Source organism: Paenibacillus kyungheensis (assembly GCF_028606985.1).
GTDB classification, from domain to species: domain Bacteria; phylum Bacillota; class Bacilli; order Paenibacillales; family Paenibacillaceae; genus Saccharibacillus; species Saccharibacillus kyungheensis.
In genome coordinates this window covers 1,280,371-1,298,250 of record NZ_CP117416.1, presented here as the reverse complement: position 1 = coordinate 1,298,250, position 17,880 = coordinate 1,280,371, and the positions used below count along the sequence as shown (strand labels likewise).

Genomic DNA, 17,880 nt, shown 5'->3' with positions numbered 1-17,880 from the left:
ACACCAAATGATATAAATCTGCAAAACACTACATTCCTTTACTGCTTCTAATTTGGTGTGCGGGTTATTATTTGATATCATTTAAAACAGAAATAAACATTCAAGCTTTACTACTCGAGGAGGGAATCACATGTCTACCATTGTCTTTCTACAAGAACTAGATGAAGCTCAAAAACAACAGATTCAAAAGGCAGCGCCCCATTATGAGTTGAAAGCTGTTCCTGCTAAACAAGCAGATGCTTCCCTTTTTCAAGATGCCGAAATTATTGTAGGATGGTCTAAAAAGCTGGCTGATTATATTCTTGCCGAAGACTGTCCGGTTAAATGGGTTCAAACCTGGTCAGCAGGTGTGGATAATATGCCTTTAGACAAGTTGAGTCATAAGCAAGTTCAATTGACCAGCGCTAACGGTGTACATACCGTTCCAATTTCAGAACAAATTTTTGGATATATGTTGTCATTCTCTCGTAACTTTCATCAAGCGATTCGTAATCAGAGTCAACAGATATGGGACACGAGTGGAACATTTACCGAACTTAAAGGAAAATCGATTGCTATTGTAGGTGTTGGTAATATTGGACAAGAAACGGCAAGACTTGCTCAAGCATTCGGTATGCATACCATCGGTGTTCGTCGTTCAGGTAAAGCAACAGAACATATCGAAGAGATGTATACGATGGATCAATTAGACGATGCTTTAGCTGAAGCAGATTATGTGGTGAATATTTTGCCACTAACGGATGAGACGAAGCAGTTATTTAATCAAGAACGTTTTGCAGCGATGAAGAAAAATGCTATTTTTATAAATGTGGGACGTGGTTCTACAGTGGACACCGATGCATTGGTTCATGCTTTGGAAGATCACGTAATTGCAGGAGCAGGGCTTGATGTGTTTGACCCGGAACCTTTACCTGAAGATCATCCATTATGGAAAATGGAGCAAGTGATTATTACCCCTCATATTGCAGGTAGTAATGAACATTATACAGAACGTGTATTAGATATTTTCCTAACGAACTTGAAAGCTTATCAGAACGATCAGACTCTTCCTATCAATCTAGTTGATTATGGTAAAAAATATTAATTAAAACAATAAAAAGACTCGTTCCCAATAAAAGGACGAGTCTTTTTTGTAATGAAAAAGTATGATTTATTCAAAAGTTCGTTTATTTATTCAATCGCATTTATCTTTTGAATATAATCTATACTTTTATTTTTTAGCATTTTATAACAACGAAACAGAAGATACCGATTGATTGGCTTCTGCAATTTTTTGATACACATGGATACGTTGATCGTACGTTTGCAATGGACAAATGAGTAGTAGTTCGTCCGCCTTATATTGAGTTTGCAATTGTTGTAACTGCTCTATAATATTTTCGGTGCTTGCTACAATCGGAGCTGGAATTTCGTCAGTACTTCCGCCCGGCGCTTGAGAATGACTTTTCCAATGCTCATATAACTGCTCCGCTTCTGTTTGCGTATCTGCGCAAATAACAGAGATTGCCATCATGACTTTAGGATGAGACTGTAACGATGTAGCTTGATATTGTTCAAGATAATGTTGGATGGCTTTCTGACCATCATTATCACTCATAAAGTAACCAAATACATATCCTGTTCCATATTCAGCGGCTAGACCTGCACTCTTAATATTGGTGCCAAGTAACCAGCATTCCGGCTCTTGTGCAGGAATCGGTCTAGCAAAAACTTCTCCGCCTTCAATCTCATATTTATTTTGCAACAAATGAGTAAGGTCTTGCATCAATGTAGGCATCTGAGCCACATGTTCTAAATAATTACCACTGAGTGCAATCGAAGCATGAGCAGATCCACCGGGTGCACGTCCTATACCAAGATCAATTCTGCCTGGATATAGCGCTGATAACATCCGAAACGTTTCTGCGATTTTGAGTGCACTATAATGAGGCAATAATACACCGCCAGAACCTAGACGAATGGTTGAGGTATGCGCTCCGATATAAGTGATTAATATTTCAGGGGCTGTACAAGCAAGCCCTGCCATATCATGATGCTCTGATAACCAGAATCGCTCATATCCTTGTTCTTCTGCCATTTGTGCTAATCGTACAGACTGTTGTAATGCTTCTTCAACCGATACGCTTTCTAATACAGGTGACATATCCAGAATGCCAAGGGGTAATGCTTTCATGGTTTCACCTCTTCTATGATGTTTCTTCTATAATATAGTTTTTTGTAAGAACATAAATAATATTAATCGAGATCGTAAATAGACCCGACTTTGAGACCGTATAATTCATTATATATTTTCTCGGCAAATGCGTCGGTCATTCCAGCAATATAATCAATGACCATTCGCTCCCATGTCCATACAGGATTCGGGCTTAATTGATCACGTTCAAATCGTTGCAACCAATCCGAAGGAATAATAGACACAGACGATTCTTGATCAAGAAAAGCATCCCACAAGCGACGAATAATCCACTCGCTGCGTTTTTGCAATCGCTGCACGCGTAGATCACGAATCATCGTCACCCATGCAAAACTTTTGAGTACACTTACAGTTCGTAACAAATCTTCGTCTTCTGCTTGATCATTGATAAAAGTGACCTTTTTCCAATCACCATCATCAATCACACCCAGATGACTGACAAAATGACTTACCCAGTACGCTTTGACTTCGCGGCGAGTACGAGAGTAATCATGATCACAAACAGGCAACTTTTCACGCCAAATGCGCAAGTATGCTGTTAAGACTTCATCTACTTTAGCTGCTATACTTTCACGACTCCATCCTAACCAGAAACGATCTTCAAGGGTCATAATTTTTTCGATAATTAATTTATGCGTATATGGATCATGCATAAAATGTTCATGGACTTCTATTTTACCTGCTTTGATCCCATCTTCTAAATCGTGAGCCGAATAAGCGATATCATCACACAAGTCCATCAATTGAGCTTCCAGTGTAATTTTACGATCTGGAATTTGCCACTGCTGACGAATCTGGTTAATATATTGCCACTCCCGATGGTACAGTCCTTTTTTATTAACGATTCCGGTATAAGGATATTTGTTAATACCGAGTAGAACAGCATCGCACAGATTGAGTCCATCCAAATTTTCACGTTTTTCCAAAAACATAATCAACCGAAAATTATGAGCATTGCCTTCAAAGTGTTCATATTTTTCTCGCATTTGCTGACGCACAGCTTCACGTTCAGCAGAAGTTACTTTTTTGCCTTTTAATGCTTTTTGCGTTTTCTCGGTAATTAAATTTTCTAATATACTCTCCAGTACTTCTTCTCCCTTATGTCCAAACGGCGGATGCCCAAAATCATGAGCAATTGAAGCACATTCTACTACTTCAGGATGAATAATTAGCCCGGGATTACTAGCAGATGATTCATCAATTTCAGGATAACGACTAAGTAGACTTTTGGCTGCTTGTCTGGCGATCTGTGCCACTTCCAAAGAATGAGTCAATCGTGTACGGTAATAATCACCGGTTCCTGCTCCAAATACCTGTGATTTTCCTTGTAAACGACGAAACGTTGGAGAATGAATCAATCGCGAATAATCGCGTTCGTAAGCTTCGCGGGAAGCTTCATGTTTATCCTCTGTGTATTGACGGTGTTCACGCATTGATTTTAAATTATTTTCCATATGGTTTCTCCTATATCTCTATATCTATTGGCTATACATGGTTGGAGTGATTATACACATTTTTGCACACTTCGCAAAGTAACGCATTTTCACAAATACATGCCTAATTAGATGGTAAACTATTTATACCCATTTTACACTGAAAAATATACGTTACAAAATGACTGTATATATAGAAGAAAAAATTTAGAATTCTTCTATTGGATATCAAAAAAGAAGATATACGAGCCTACAATCGGTTCGCATATCTTCTTTTCAGTTGGTCATAATCATTTCTAGCTTAGCGCTTCATCCTCGGATCAAATGTATCTCGTAATCCATCGCCCATCAGATTGAATCCAAGCGACGTCAACAAAATCGATACTCCGGGAAAAATAACTGTCCAGGGAGCGGTCTGAATAAACTGACGCGAATCAGATAACATCTTACCCCATTCAGGTTCAGGTGGTTGAGCACCCATTCCTAGAAAGCCTAGTCCCGCGGCTTCTATAATCGCTGTTGCTACTCCGAGTGTTCCTTGTACAATAATCGGCGTAAGACTGTTCGGCAAAATATGTCTAAACAGAATCCGTACATCTCGAACACCTGTTGCACGAGCAGCTGTAATAAATTCTTCTTGCCGTAGCGAAAGGACACGTGATCGCACCAATCGACCATAGGTTGGAATATTGACGATTGCAATCGCATACAGCGCATTTTGCAGGGAAGGCCCTAATATCGCTACAATCGCAATCGCTAACAGGATAGCTGGAAACGCTAGCAATATATCAAATACACGTGAGATTAACATATCTACCCAGCGACCATAAAACCCTGCCAGTATGCCTAAAAATGTACCGATAATAATAGAACCGATCACAGATACAAAGCCCACCCACAACGATATACGTGCTCCATATAATGTACGGGTCAAAATATCTCTACCAAGATCATCTGTACCAAACCAGTGTTCAGCAGATGGCGCTTGTAGACGTTCTGATAGTACTTGCGCTTTGTAATCATAAGGCGAAATCAGTGGTGCGAGTAAAGCCAGTATAATGAAAAATACAACAATTGCTAATCCTACCACAGCTGTTTTGTTACGCATAAATGAACGTATGCCATCACGCCACGGCCCAGACTTTACATGTTTGACGTTGCCACCTGATCCGGTATTCAGGGTTGCTTGTGTCATCAGATCACCTCTTACTTGTACTGGATACGTGGATCAAATAAAGCGTACAGCAGATCCACCAGCAGATTAATAACAACAAAAATGATAGCAATAATTAATATGCCTGATTGGATTACCGGATAATCACGATTGCTAATTGCTTCATAAATATATCTGCCTACACCTGGCCAAGCAAAAATCGTCTCGGTCAGTACAGCTCCACCTAGAAGTGCACCTGTTTGTAGACCAATAACAGTCAGGACTGGAATAAACGCATTTTTTAGTCCATGTCGATAGACTACATAAAATTGAGATAACCCTTTGGCTTTGGCTGTACGAATATAATCAGACTGCATGACTTCAAGCATACTGGAACGTGTCATTCTTGCGATAACCGCCATCGGAATTGTTCCTAGTGCTACAGAAGGCAAAATAAGATGTTTGATCACTGTCCATAACTGTGCCGTTTGCCCTGAAATAATCGCATCGATTACATAAAATCCAGTTACCGTTTCTAATGGTTCGCGTACATTCACACGCCCGATCGAAGGTAACCAATGCAATTTATTGGCAAAGATCCATTGCTCCATTAATCCTAACCAGAAAATAGGCATAGATACGCCAACCAACGCAATAATCATACAGATATAATCAAACCACGAATTGTGTCTCCATGCACTGATAATCCCTGCATTGACACCAATCACTATTGCAAATAGCATACTGGCTACAGTGAGTTCCATCGTTGCCGCCAGGTAAGGACCTATTTCTTGCGAAATAGGCTCCTTTGTGCGGATCGAACTTCCTAGATCACCTGTTAGCAAATCTCCTAAATAAGCAAAATATTGTTCTAACCACGGACGATCTAATCCTAACTGTTCACGCAAAGCTTGCTTTGATTGTTCTGTTGCTTTTTCCCCTAGAATCGTATCTGCCGGATCACCTGGAATCGCATGGATAATCGAAAATACAATAATAGTCATACCTAGCAATACGGGAATGAGTACAATCAGGCGTTTAAAAATGTAAGAGCCCATGCTGATCACCTACCATGCTTTTATTGTTCGATGTATACATTGGTGTATGCTTCTGAGCCGGTTGGTGAAGGTACATACCCTTTCAATTCAGCTTTGGCTGCAAGTAATGGCGTAGAATGTACCAATGGAACCCATGGCGCATCTTTTTTCACAATTACTTGAGCTTGTTCATACAATTTACTACGCTCTGCTTGATCGGTTTCTTGTTGAGCTTTGACAATTAGATCATGGAATTCTTCACTATCGTATTGACTATAGTTGTTGCCACCAATAGAATCTTTATCAAGTAATGGATAGAAGAAATTGTCAGGATCTCCATTATCACCCGTCCAACCAATAATAAATAGATCGTCTTTTGTACCGTTTTTCAAATCTTCCAAATAAGTTGCCCACTCTGGAGATTCAATTTTTACTTTCACACCAATTTGTTCAAAGCTCGCTTGAATCACTTCAGCTACTTTACGTCCATCTGGCATGTAAGGACGTGGTACAGGCATAGCATAGAACGTTAATTCTTGATCAAGTCCATTCGGGTAACCTGCATCAGCTAGCAATTGCTTAGCTTTCGCTAAATCATACGGATAATCTTCAACCGATTTGTTATATCCCCATAAGGTTGGTGGAATTGGATTGACCGCTGGTTCTGCTTGTCCTGCGAAAAACGCATCAATCAGACCTTTTTTATCAACAGCATAATTTAGGGCTACACGTACTTTAGGATCATCAAATGGTTTTTTGGTTGTATTGAAACCGAGATAAGCGACGTTGAATGGTGGACGGTTGATTTTTTGTAGTGCTGGATTAGCTTCTAATGTAGCCAAATCATCTGGACTTAAATCTTCCATCATATCTATTTCGCCGTTTTGAAGGGCATTGTAACGAGCAGTGTTATCGGGAATAGAGCGGATAATGACTTGATCCATTTTTGGCAATCCTTCTTGCCAGTAGTTAGGATTTTTGTCGAGTGTGATCGAATCGCTACGTTTCCATTCTTTGAATACAAATGGACCTGTACCGACTGGATTGGATTTGAAGTTTGCTTTCTCATCTTCGATTGCTTTTGGACTAGCAATACCGAAGCAAGTCATCGCTAGATTTTGTAGAAATGGAGCTTGTGGTTTATTTAATTTGAAAACAACCGTTGTTGGATCAGTTGCAGTTACACTTGCAATTACGCGATCTTCTTCCGGTCCAAACATGGAATCATAATAATCGAAAGAGTCACCTTCAAATTTGTATTTACTTTTGGTATCGCCCCAGCGGTTGAAGTTAAATACAACTGCATCAGCGTTAAAATCAGTACCATCATGGAATTTGACACCTTCACGTAATTTGAAAGTATACGTTAGTGCATCATCTGAAATCGTCCAACTTTCTGCGAGTGATGGCATAACTTCAGTTGTTCCTTCTTTGTAATCTAATAGTGTATCAAAAACCTGTTGTGCAATTTTGAGCGATTCCCCATCAGTAACGATTGCTGGATCGAGTGCGGCTGAATCTCCACCCCGTCCTACTATTAATGTTCCGCCTCCAGTAGCAGCGGTCTCTTCTGTTCCATTAGCTTCTGGTGCTGTTGTAGCTGATTTGTTTCCGGTACAACCTGCCAACAATAAAACAGACGTAAGCATCAACGTAAACATCAACAATAATCCCTTTTTCACAAGCAACAAACTCCCTTCTGAATTAGAAAATCATGGATACGTACTCAATCCTTTTTATCCAGCATATTCTCTTGTATATGTATTTTGAGAATGTTGGCTAAAATTGGAATTGACCACAGGTTGAACTTAATTTACATCATTGTTACTTGTTTGGCAATGTTTTTTCACATAAAACGTTTATTTGTTACAAAAGGCTACATCAAACGACAGTAATATTGAATTATTGCGTTTATATTATATTAAAATCCTTTTATATGCTGTTAAATTGTCTTCTTATTATCAATATACTTTGATTTTAAAAATGAATGATATCAATGATTGTTCTAAGATAATGTATATAATGTCATATTAACTAACTTTTCTTAATATTTTTTACAAATAGTTTGCTCAAATCTAGTGACACCGTTAACAATTAACTGATAGAATAAGGAGAATACCAAATAAAAGGGGGCATTTCATTTCTATGTTTACAAAGAAAACGTTTTTATCATTTGCCGCGTCAGCATTGCTGACTCTAAGCTTTTCAAGTGTTCTATCTGCGGCTGCACCTTCCACACTAACGATAGAAGGTATTAATCAGCAGGCTCAACAAGATGCTGGTACTGGAACACATATCACTCTCTTACATACGAATGACGTTCATGCTCACGCTACAGAAGCTACGCCTTATATGGGCTATGCCAAACTTTCTGGAATCGCTAATTTGTATCGTGAAGCGAATCCGAATACGTTGTTGTTAGACGCTGGAGATCAGATTCATGGTACTTCTTTTGCTACATTGGTTAAAGGCGAAAGCGTCATCCAAACGATGAATCTAATGGGTTATGCAGCGATGGAACCCGGTAACCATGAATTTGATTATGGTTATGATCGCTTGCTAGAACTTTCCAAAATGGCTAATTTCCCGATTATTTCTTCTAACATTGTCGAAAAAAACGGAAAGGCTCCTTTTGAACCTTATATTATTCGTGAAGTAGACGGAGTCAAAATCGGTATTTTCGGATTGGAAACGCCTGAGACTGCATACAAAACAAATCCTAAAAATGTAACCAATATTGAATTTACCGATCCTGCGGTAGCTGCTAAAAAAATGGTTGCTGAATTGCAAGGTAAAGTGGATGTCATTGTTGCTCTAGGGCATTTGGGTCTGGATCAATCCAGCACAGATACAAGCTTGAAAGTGGTTAAAGAAGTTCCGGGCATCGATGTATTTATCGATGGTCACAGTCATACATTGCTTGAAAATGGACAGACTGAAAATGGAACACTGATCGCTAGTACAGGCGAATATGGTGAACATATGGGCGTTATCGATCTATGGGTAGACGGCGGTAAAGTAACGAAGAAACAAGCTTATGTATTAGACGAAAAAGCAGCAGCAAATGTTACTCCAGATCCGAAAGTTGCTGCACTGGTTGATTCTATTCAAGAATCACAAAAATCGATCCTTGAAGAAACGGTTGCTGAATCTTCTGTCAAATTAGACGGTGAGCGTACTCAAGTTCGTGCAGGTGAAACGAATCTTGGGGATCTGTTAACAGATGCTATGCGCAAAACAGCAGGTACAGATGTAGCGATTACGAACGGCGGAGGTATTCGTGCTTCAATCGCTGCGGGTAAAGTAACCAAAGGTGATGTAATCACTGTTCTTCCTTTCGGTAATCTAATCGTTTCGATCAATGTAACAGGTGCTGAACTGTTAGCGGCATTGAACAACGGTGCTAGTGATTTCCCGAACGAAAAAGGAGCATTTACTCAAGTATCTGGAATCACGTACAAAATCGATACCGCTAAAGAAAAAGGCAAACGGGTCCACTCGGTAACAGTAGGTGGCAAACCACTTGATCTAAAAGCAACCTATAGTCTTGCAACAAATGACTTTATGGCTGTTGGTGGCGATGAATACACAATGTTCAAAGGTAAAGCGCAAACGGGTATTTATGGTTCATTAGATGAAGCATTGATCGAATATATGCAGTCTCTGGGCAAAGTTAATATCAAAACAGATGGACGGATTGTAGAAGCACCTACTCCTGCTTCAAGTACAGGTGAAGCGACTACACCTGCGACTCCAGTGAAGCCGGTTCCTGCCAAACCATCTACAACTAAGCCTGCAACACCAGCTAAACCTGTTCCTGCTAAGCCTTCTACAACCAAACCCGCTAAGCCTGCTAAACCAACACCTGCCAAACCGGTTCCAGCAGCAAGCGATGTATATGTAGTTAAAGCCGGGGATACTTTGTATTCAATCGCTGTAGATCATGGTACAACATGGAAAGTACTACGCGATCTGAATGATCTTACCAATGCACACTGGATTTATCCAGGTCAAAAAATCAAACTACCTGCTATGACTGCAACAGCAGCATCTTAAGCTAAGTTGTTGGTAAAGATGCTATAAGAGCAATCAGATGTATGTAAAATAAAGAAGTTATACCATGATGCACAATGGTATCTTTCAATGTAAAAAGTAAAAGGATCTGGATTCTTCCAGATCCTTTTTTTGTTGTCTACCGAGAATTTATTGGTTATCTATTTGAAAAATGAACAATAGTACATATAGCGGCAGTATTCAAGAATGAGTCGAATGTTCTTAATCGTATTATTCTCTAAATAGCTCTAGATAAGACCTTTTTAGCATAGATTAGATAGGTATTACTAACTTAACGATATAGTGATATACAAGTGGTCGTTTTCCTATACGTACACACATTTCTCAGATCATATAATCTGCATAGTTCACTATTACATACTTTTACTGGTGCCTGCTTTTGGATTAAAAGCTAATTCAAATAATCCTGTTGCAGACAATCCAGCAAGTCCACCTGCCCACAGACGAGGAACTAATCCCAATTCTGTAAATGGATAAGCTGCTGCTCCAATGCCTACACCAATAATAATCCCAATCACTGGAATCCAATTTTTCGGTGTAGCGACTGCGGTTTTGAGTGCTTGTACAAGTGCTAATACGATCAGCGACAAGGTAGAAGCAAATGCTAATACATTATTTAATTCTTCCATATCCTAAATCCTCTCTCTTTATCAAAAGTTTATTGGTATCACTGTTATTTTGTTTATTTGTTATAGCTATTTATTAGTAGATCTATCCATATCATGAAGATGGTATTAAATGAGACCTTTACGATGTAATACGGTGAGCAAACGATAAAAGTCGTAACTGCCACCTTCTGCATCTTGAATTAGACCAGTAGCTAATGCGCTATCCACCGCTTCTTTGGCCCAATTAGGAATATCCATTTTTTGAGTTTGCTCGATCCGTTGGATACGTGTATCTACTTTGGTAATACTGGTTTTGAGTAGATCACGACTGTCTGTTAATGCAGCAATACGATCTGCTTGTGCTTTGACAGTAGCTTCTAATGCTTGAAAAGCTTTTTTCTCTTCTGCGGTCATCGGTTGTTCTCCCTCCTCTACTGGTTCATGATCTTGCTTGTGACGATAAGTGGATATTAATTGTGCTAATGTGCCTTTATAAATATTGAGATCTACATTGCCACCGATTCCATTTACATATCCAGAATCTGAGTACTGCCAGAAATCCCATGATTTCCATGCGGTACAATCGTCAGGAATACGTGTGTTACTGTATCTTGCAATCCATAATGAATACTTGCTAAGTGAAGTATCAAAATGAGCTGCAAACGCGTTACCTGTGTAGATCATAGGCTGAATCGTGGTTAAGCGTTCTACTTCTTCTAGAAAAGCTTTAGCAATAGCATTAATCGAGCTTTTACTTAGTCCACCCGGGTTATTTTCATAGTCCAGTACAGGTGGAAAATCTAATGCTTTTGCTCCGCCAATTTCTTGCAGTCTTTGGACAAAATGAGCAGCTTCTTGCTGTGCAATACTGGTACTAGTAGCATTCAGAAAATGATACGCACCTACTAACAATCCAGCAGCTTTCGCGCCTTTAATATTCGCAATAAACCTAACATCTTTATTACGCGTACCTTCAGTCGCTTTGATAAAAGCATACTGTTTGCCTGCGGCTTTGACTTTGTTCCAGTCGATATTTCCTTGCCAGTGCGACACATCAATGCCCTGTGCACCATCTGCTGTTTTGGCTTGCAATCGATTCACCTTCTCTCTGGTGTATTTACCAATTTATTTGCATTTAAGCTACATCTATTCTTCAACTGGAAAATTGTATCGAATTTAGATTTACTGTGAAATGGATACTGAAACGTAGATCAAAATTCAATACGTTATTATTCTGGAAAAATGAAGTTTTCTAACGTGTTTTCTTTGCGTACAAATTGCTGATCTCGTTCTGCTTGTGTCATTGGAGACAATTCGTCGGTACCAGTTAGATCGTCGTCTTGCTTGGGCTTATCCTCTGCTACTGGATCAGATGGACGATTATTGTTGGATTGGTGAGATTCCGGATTGTTATGGTGATCTGACTCAATCTGTCCATTCGTTGTCGGTAAGATGGTTGCCGAATGGCTTGTTGCGCGTTGAGAAGAAGAGTTAGCATCTTCATTCGGTTCATCTTCTCCGCTATGAGATTCGAAGATTTTGACAGCATGACGTAACACTTTAGGCATAGGTACACCCATCCGTCCCATATTTTCGATCACAGATAACAATTCATTCGCTAAATAGAAAAAGATGACAGCATCTTGAAAATAATGCAGATCACCTACCGCTTTATCAATAAAATGAGCGATCGTAACCATAACAAAAATAGCAACTTTGCGAGCAATTCCGCGGTAACCTGTTCGACTTTTTAATTCTCCATTGATCCATGCAGCTGCCCATCCTGTTACCCAATCGACGATGACAAGCATCAATAGTAGATTGATCATTACACTCCACTCCCCGAAAAAGTACCCGATCATGGCCCCCGCACCAGTCGATACCGATTTGACAATGGCTTCAACCTCCCCACCCATGGACCTTTCCTCCTGTTATTGTAGTATGTTGTTTTGTTTAGGTTAAAAAAAGAGCCCCCAGGCGAAGTGCCGGAGGCTTTGAGAAATTGATGTATTCACTCTAAAAATACTACATTATTTTAAATAATCTGTTCTTTTAATAGATATAAATTATTAGCCTATAACTCTAAAATCTTTGATTTGTGTATATATATTACCACCAGAATAAGCACCCGAAGTTTGTCTAGTAAATTTGAATGTAACTTGTGATCCAGAAATAGTCGTCGAAACACTTGCACCATTAACACTTGCAGAAAATGAATTATTTACATTAAGTGTGCTTGGATTCATATCTCCATATAAACTTGATTGTCCGCCATTATAAATATATTTCGTACCAATAATGATAGAAACGGCTTTTGGGGTAAAGTTAACACCAGGAAAGTTATAAGTAAGAACCGTACCCGTATAATCGCGAGATATTTCTATATAATCTGTATTAAAATTACCATCTATCATTCTAGCAGGTATATTGCGTATATTAGCTGCCATCGTAGAAAAATTGGCATCAGCTAGCGTATTAACACCTCTGTCAGTAATTGCTGATGCAATTGATGTTTTACCATTACTGACAGATTGCTTTAAATTTATAATGTCTCTTGCTACATCATAAAAGTCATCACCGTCACCACGTACTACAAATCTCCCACCTTTCATATAGGCGACAGTTCTTCCATTCGAAATAAGATCCACGTATCCATCACTATTATGATTAAAACCAGTATCGTTATCACCTATACTTAAGCTCAAGCTAGGCTGCCCATTATTGTCACCACTACTTACAAACAATCTATTGGTGAAATTAACTATGCCATTTGATCTAATACCACCAGTATTTTTGATATCTCCTAAACCATCCATTCCATTTCTAAAATCAATAGGACCGACTAATGTTGATTTACCTGAAATAGAGATATCACCAGAAACAGTACCGCCAGTTTTAGGCAACGAAGCATCTGCTACTGTCTTCACTGCTTTAGCTGTAGCAGCAAGAGTTTCACTTGCACTATTTGTAGCACTACTTAACTGCACAATACCTTTTTGTGTAGTGCTGGCATCTGGAATATCTGGATCAATATTGGCTACATCGTCTTGTACTTTTTTGACTGCTGTATCAATCTTGTCCCAGTTGTCATTCATCATGGTCTGGATATTAAATGTTTCATTACCATCGGTCAACGGGTCTTTTTTCAACAAATTTAAATTAGGCGTATTACTTGCCATTACACAGCACCTCCTGCAAATTTAGATAAAGGTAGATTATCCATTTCTTTTAATGTTTTCACGCCATGAATATCTCGTATTAATAAATAACTAAATTGGTATTCTACAGATAGATGAGCAGGCTTAATCTCTTCGATCACAGCTTTAAGATCATCCAGATTCGGTGGAATACCGATTGTATCGATAAACTTAATAGTAAAATTCCATTGTTGTGGTTGGAAAGTAACTGCTACTTTCCCTCCGTCATAGGCTTCGGATACATTTTTGACCAGTTTACCTGAAAATTTACCGCCACCACGTAGTTTGGATTCAACCACTGCGCGTCTTTGCTCTAATGGCTTGTTGAGGTTCGTCTCAATACCTAATTCAGCTTCCCAACGGGGTAATCCCCATGTTGCTGTACGGACAAAAAATTGCTGGAAGGTTTCTTCCAGCGCTTGATAGAAATGATCCATTTCATGTCCTTTGGTATTCATATCTGCACGTATCACTCGTGAAGTCTCATAGTATGCAGGTAAATAAGAAAATAATTCAGCACCTTTTACACTGGAAAAAGAAAAAGGAGCACTACCAGACAGATTACTCATGAACGGTCACCGTCCCGAGTACTGCTACTTGATTAGCGCTCATTTCAATATTTTTGTCACTTGTACCATTCACTGTTAACTGTGCATAGTCGATGATCGGTGGAATATCCAATAAAATAGCAGCAATGCGTGTATACCTCACAAGCGAATCTGTAAAAGCCAACTGCTTGAGGTAAGCTTTTACTCCTTGTTGAATTAAATTCTTAACTTCGGCAACTGAAGCAGTACTAGCAAGTGTTAATGTAACATCAATATTCATCGGTACTTCTTCAGCTGGCATCACTGTAATAATGGGACCTGCTGGAGCTGTTCCTTCTCCTTGTCCATCTTGTGTAGGATCAATATAATTTTGTACTGCTTTTACAATATCGGTATTGGCTGCACGCTTATCTGTATCCAATACATAAATACCTACCGTGCCGGGACCTTTCCATAAAGGAATCACTCGTGCTCCGCCGACTCCAGCAATTTCACCAGCCCACTGCATATATTGTGCTTTGTTGCCACTAGTTCCTTGATTACGCACTTTCGCATAAAACCGTTCTAGCAAAGACATATCAGATTCGATATCGGCTCCACCTTTGATCTCTACGGTATTGGTCACACCCGTAACACCATTAAGCGAAGTAGATACAATCGTAACAATACCTGTAGGCACATTGCTTGCTTTGCCCGCAACGACTGCACGAACAGGCACGGTGGCTTTACCTGTACTATCCAAAATACCGGCTACAGTTGTCTCATATTCCAATGACGCTTCGCCTGAATTTTCATCTGCTGGCGTAGCAACTATAGTCCCAATAGGGATAGGTTTACCGACTTCACCTGTAAATACAACTACGCCGGATGCTGCTACTGCTTCTCTACGAGTCACACCATGCTCTGCTGCACGTAAATCTAATTCATCGGAACGAAAATTCTCATCTGTACTGGCTACCGTACTAGCGAATCCACGTCGTAACAATTCTTGTGCCCAAATAGCTGCTTCAGATAACATAAAAGCAACCGGTGCTTCTGCATCCCAAATAAAAGAACCTTCCGACTTGTCTAGATCAGAAGGCACTCGTTCCAGCATACGCTGCATAATATTTTCTTCTGTTTGTTCCGTTAAATACTGAGGAAGTTCTGCCAAGTTAGATCACCTCACTTTCCAAAATTTGCGTATCTTCTTGCACACTTGTAATCCGGCAGGTAAATACACATTGATCGTCTACCCATTTAAAAGTAAACTGATCTACACTTTCTGTGCGCTCATCGGTCAATAATGTTTCGGTAACCATTCGAGTAATCTCGCTCTCCATGATTGCATGCCCGTATCCTTGACCTACTAATTCTTCTAATTCACTTCCATAATCACGAGAGTAGATTACATGCCGATAACGAGGGGTCAAAATAGCTTTGTGGCACCACTGCACCCATGCTTCTTTCTCATCAGCAATGGCTACTTTACCACTAGGAGTAAGCACAAAATCACCTGCATCATAGTCATAACGCCAACTTTTGCCGAATATGACTTCTGTGCTGTCTGTTGCTGTCGTCTCTTCTTCGTCTCCCCAAATAAAAGCATCCGTATCAGGAAAAAGGTTAGCCATTGCCACTCACCACCTTGCATACGATGACCACATCGTTACCGCTATTTACACGAAGAGCCAGTACTCGATCACCAGCTTTGAGACCTTTGTTCAAGTGAAGTACCGTTTCTTCTACTTCGACTTTATCGAACACAAAATCACTTTTCGTTGCGTTTCCACCATTCCCACCTTGACCTAAAGGATAGGTACTGCCTACATACGTACGTTCAGGCATTTCAAGCATTCCTGGTAATTCAGCAACCATATAATCTTGAATTTCATGTTTGAAATCATCTAACTTTACTCCTGAGCCAGTCATTGTTCCAAGTACTGCACCTAGACCACTCATTGCTTGTTGGGTATGCTTGGACATGGTAGAACGCATCAGATCTGCGAAATGTCCATAAGGATCTTTTTTACTCAAGATAATACCTCCTTCTCACATAATCTGCTGTACCTAACTCTAATGTCATTGTTCCAGGATTGCCTAAATCATGACTAGCAGATGTAACCAATAGTTTCATACCGCTTAAAGTTACAGCATCTCCAGCACGAATCGTATTGATATCTGGTGCAGTAATAGTAAATGTCTGTTGAATGCCTGTTAAATAATTTTTAGCAGATTTTTTAGCTGCATCTGCTGTTTTAATCTGATCATCATTAATCATTTTTTGCAGAGTTCCTAATTCTTCAGTTCCTTTTTCTTCAACAGCTAAAACTTTAGAGGGCACTTCTTTATCTCCACTAGATTCTGAAGTTGCTAATATTTTCACTTTAGTTACAGCACCTTCTAGTGTACGCATTTGAGTTAAATCGATAAGACGATCTAGCTCAACAACTTCATTGTTACTTCCAATCTCAAATAAACTCAAACCTTTACTTGTCATTCGTGGATGATACATAGTACCTCCAGATTTAGCTGTTTCTTTAAGGTCTGCAAAAATCATTGAAAATATAGTCTGAGCACGATAAGCTGCTTTTCCCAATTTAACTTTTGTATCTGGTATATCACCTAATCTAATTTGCCAATCTTTTGCATATTTTTTTAAGCGTTGACTAGCTGTCTGATCTTTAGGTAAAAGGTATTCATCTTCCGATTTTTCTAAATAAATCATGCGATCATATACAGTCATAGATAACCTTTTTGTTCCACTATTGGAACTTTCAACTTCCCAGATCACACCTAAATCGAGTATCGGATGATATGCTTTTTGATTAAAAGGAATACCGCTAATCCGAATATCCATCCCTGGAGCAATAGTAGGTAAGCCTAATTTAGAAGATACTGCTAAGCGAACACTAGCTTGATAAGCTATTTGATCTAAAGAATCTTTCATACTTAGTGTTTCTACTAAAGAAGTGATATCATACTTGTCTTTGATAATAACTTTATAGCTCATGTTGGCATCACCAACTTTTGTCCAGGTTTGATTTGATTAGGATTCGCACCAATTAACTTAGTATTTAATTTGTAAATATCATTCCATTTAGAGCTATCACCAAGTTCAAGCTTAGCAATTTTAGAAAGAGAATCTCCAGATTTGACAGTATACGCTTTATTGCTAGTTTTAAGATCAGCACGAGAACCAGATTTGTTTGTAGTTTTACCATTCTTACTGGTTTTCTTTTGTTTTACTTTAGCATCACGCCATGTGCGGAAAGTGAGATCAAACGAAATATCACCTGGTTCTCCACCTTTAAAAGAACTATTAAATGAAATTAGATAAATAGGGACATTTATTCCTGTAGTGGTGATCATTAATTGCATAGGATGATCTGAGATAAGAAGTTCATTTAATTTATTGATTGCTATATTCGGTGCAGGAATATTTTTATATTGGCAATATGAAGGATTATATTCTTTTGGAAAAAAAGAAGAAAAACTAATTTCTTTTACTTTATCTCCTTGAACAAAATCAAACTCTCCATATTGCAACATATTTACTGTTTCATATCCCTTTGATCGAGAGATACTTATTTCTTCTGGATTTACAGGAAAATGAAAAAAACGACGTTTACCATCAATCAGAAAAATATCCACAGT

General features: G+C 39.0%; 16 protein-coding genes and 1 pseudogene. 2 read left to right on the top strand and 15 right to left on the bottom strand.

Going from position 1 to position 17,880, the window contains the following annotated elements:
• Positions 1–130: 130 nt before the first annotated feature.
• Positions 131–1,084, top strand: coding sequence for a D-2-hydroxyacid dehydrogenase (locus PQ456_RS05605; protein ID WP_273615255.1), 954 nt, complete (start codon positions 131–133; stop codon positions 1,082–1,084).
• Between the two features lie 141 nt (positions 1,085–1,225).
• Here PQ456_RS05605 and PQ456_RS05600 read toward each other — a convergent pair whose 3' ends face one another.
• The 5 genes from PQ456_RS05600 to PQ456_RS05580 form a co-directional block, all read right to left on the bottom strand.
• A complete protein-coding gene (locus tag PQ456_RS05600) occupies positions 1,226–2,173 on the bottom strand; it encodes an MsnO8 family LLM class oxidoreductase (protein WP_273615254.1) in 948 nt (315 codons plus the stop codon).
• A gap of 62 nt (positions 2,174–2,235) precedes the next feature.
• A complete protein-coding gene (locus PQ456_RS05595) occupies positions 2,236–3,648 on the bottom strand; it encodes a deoxyguanosinetriphosphate triphosphohydrolase family protein (RefSeq protein WP_273615253.1) in 1,413 nt (470 codons plus the stop codon).
• A 280-nt stretch (positions 3,649–3,928) separates the two neighbouring features.
• Positions 3,929–4,822, bottom strand: a complete 894-nt coding sequence (locus tag PQ456_RS05590) for an ABC transporter permease (RefSeq protein WP_273615252.1) — start codon at positions 4,820–4,822, stop codon at positions 3,929–3,931.
• An 11-nt stretch (positions 4,823–4,833) separates the two neighbouring features.
• Complete coding sequence (locus PQ456_RS05585; RefSeq protein ID WP_273615251.1) at positions 4,834–5,838, bottom strand: ABC transporter permease; 1,005 nt, start codon at positions 5,836–5,838, stop codon at positions 4,834–4,836.
• Positions 5,839–5,858: 20 nt separating this feature from the next.
• Entirely contained in the window at positions 5,859–7,478 is a 1,620-nt protein-coding gene (locus tag PQ456_RS05580) for an ABC transporter substrate-binding protein (RefSeq protein ID WP_273616251.1), read from the bottom strand.
• Positions 7,479–7,962: 484 nt separating this feature from the next.
• On the opposite strand from PQ456_RS05580, the gene PQ456_RS05575 reads away from it, so the two are divergent.
• Positions 7,963–9,873 carry a 5'-nucleotidase C-terminal domain-containing protein gene (locus PQ456_RS05575; protein WP_273615250.1) on the top strand — a complete coding sequence of 637 codons (1,911 nt, stop codon included), beginning with the start codon at positions 7,963–7,965 and terminating at the stop codon, positions 9,871–9,873.
• Between the two features lie 371 nt (positions 9,874–10,244).
• Here PQ456_RS05575 and PQ456_RS05570 read toward each other — a convergent pair whose 3' ends face one another.
• From PQ456_RS05570 to PQ456_RS05525, 10 genes and pseudogenes are all read right to left on the bottom strand, one after another.
• A complete protein-coding gene (locus tag PQ456_RS05570; protein WP_273615249.1) occupies positions 10,245–10,520 on the bottom strand; it encodes a holin in 276 nt (91 codons plus the stop codon).
• Between the two features lie 105 nt (positions 10,521–10,625).
• Positions 10,626–11,591: a glycoside hydrolase family 25 protein gene (locus PQ456_RS05565; RefSeq protein WP_273615248.1), complete on the bottom strand. Its 966-nt coding sequence runs from the start codon at positions 11,589–11,591 to the stop codon at positions 10,626–10,628.
• A gap of 380 nt (positions 11,592–11,971) precedes the next feature.
• Positions 11,972–12,415: pseudogene (locus tag PQ456_RS05560) on the bottom strand (phage holin family protein); the annotation flags it as partial.
• 153 nt (positions 12,416–12,568) lie between these two features.
• A complete protein-coding gene (locus PQ456_RS22990) occupies positions 12,569–13,678 on the bottom strand; it encodes a phage tail protein (RefSeq protein ID WP_273615247.1) in 1,110 nt (369 codons plus the stop codon).
• Positions 13,678–14,265: a YmfQ family protein gene (locus tag PQ456_RS05550; protein ID WP_273615246.1), complete on the bottom strand. Its 588-nt coding sequence runs from the start codon at positions 14,263–14,265 to the stop codon at positions 13,678–13,680. The genes PQ456_RS22990 and PQ456_RS05550 overlap by 1 nt, the downstream gene beginning before the upstream one ends.
• Positions 14,258–15,397 (bottom strand): baseplate J/gp47 family protein, encoded by a 1,140-nt coding sequence (locus tag PQ456_RS05545; RefSeq protein WP_273615245.1) that lies wholly within the window; start codon positions 15,395–15,397, stop codon positions 14,258–14,260. The genes PQ456_RS05550 and PQ456_RS05545 overlap by 8 nt, the downstream gene beginning before the upstream one ends.
• A gap of 1 nt (position 15,398) precedes the next feature.
• Entirely contained in the window at positions 15,399–15,857 is a 459-nt protein-coding gene (locus PQ456_RS05540) for a DUF2634 domain-containing protein (RefSeq protein WP_273615244.1), read from the bottom strand.
• The gene (locus PQ456_RS05535; RefSeq protein ID WP_273616250.1) at positions 15,850–16,221 is read right to left on the bottom strand and encodes a hypothetical protein; all 372 of its coding nucleotides are present in this window, start codon (positions 16,219–16,221) and stop codon (positions 15,850–15,852) included. Before PQ456_RS05535 ends, PQ456_RS05540 begins: the two co-directional genes overlap by 8 nt.
• Positions 16,222–16,252: 31 nt before the next feature.
• Positions 16,253–17,236: an XkdQ/YqbQ family protein gene (locus tag PQ456_RS05530; protein WP_273615243.1), complete on the bottom strand. Its 984-nt coding sequence runs from the start codon at positions 17,234–17,236 to the stop codon at positions 16,253–16,255.
• Positions 17,233–17,877 carry a LysM peptidoglycan-binding domain-containing protein gene (locus PQ456_RS05525; RefSeq protein WP_273615242.1) on the bottom strand — a complete coding sequence of 215 codons (645 nt, stop codon included), beginning with the start codon at positions 17,875–17,877 and terminating at the stop codon, positions 17,233–17,235. Before PQ456_RS05525 ends, PQ456_RS05530 begins: the two co-directional genes overlap by 4 nt.
• Positions 17,878–17,880 lie beyond the last annotated feature (3 nt).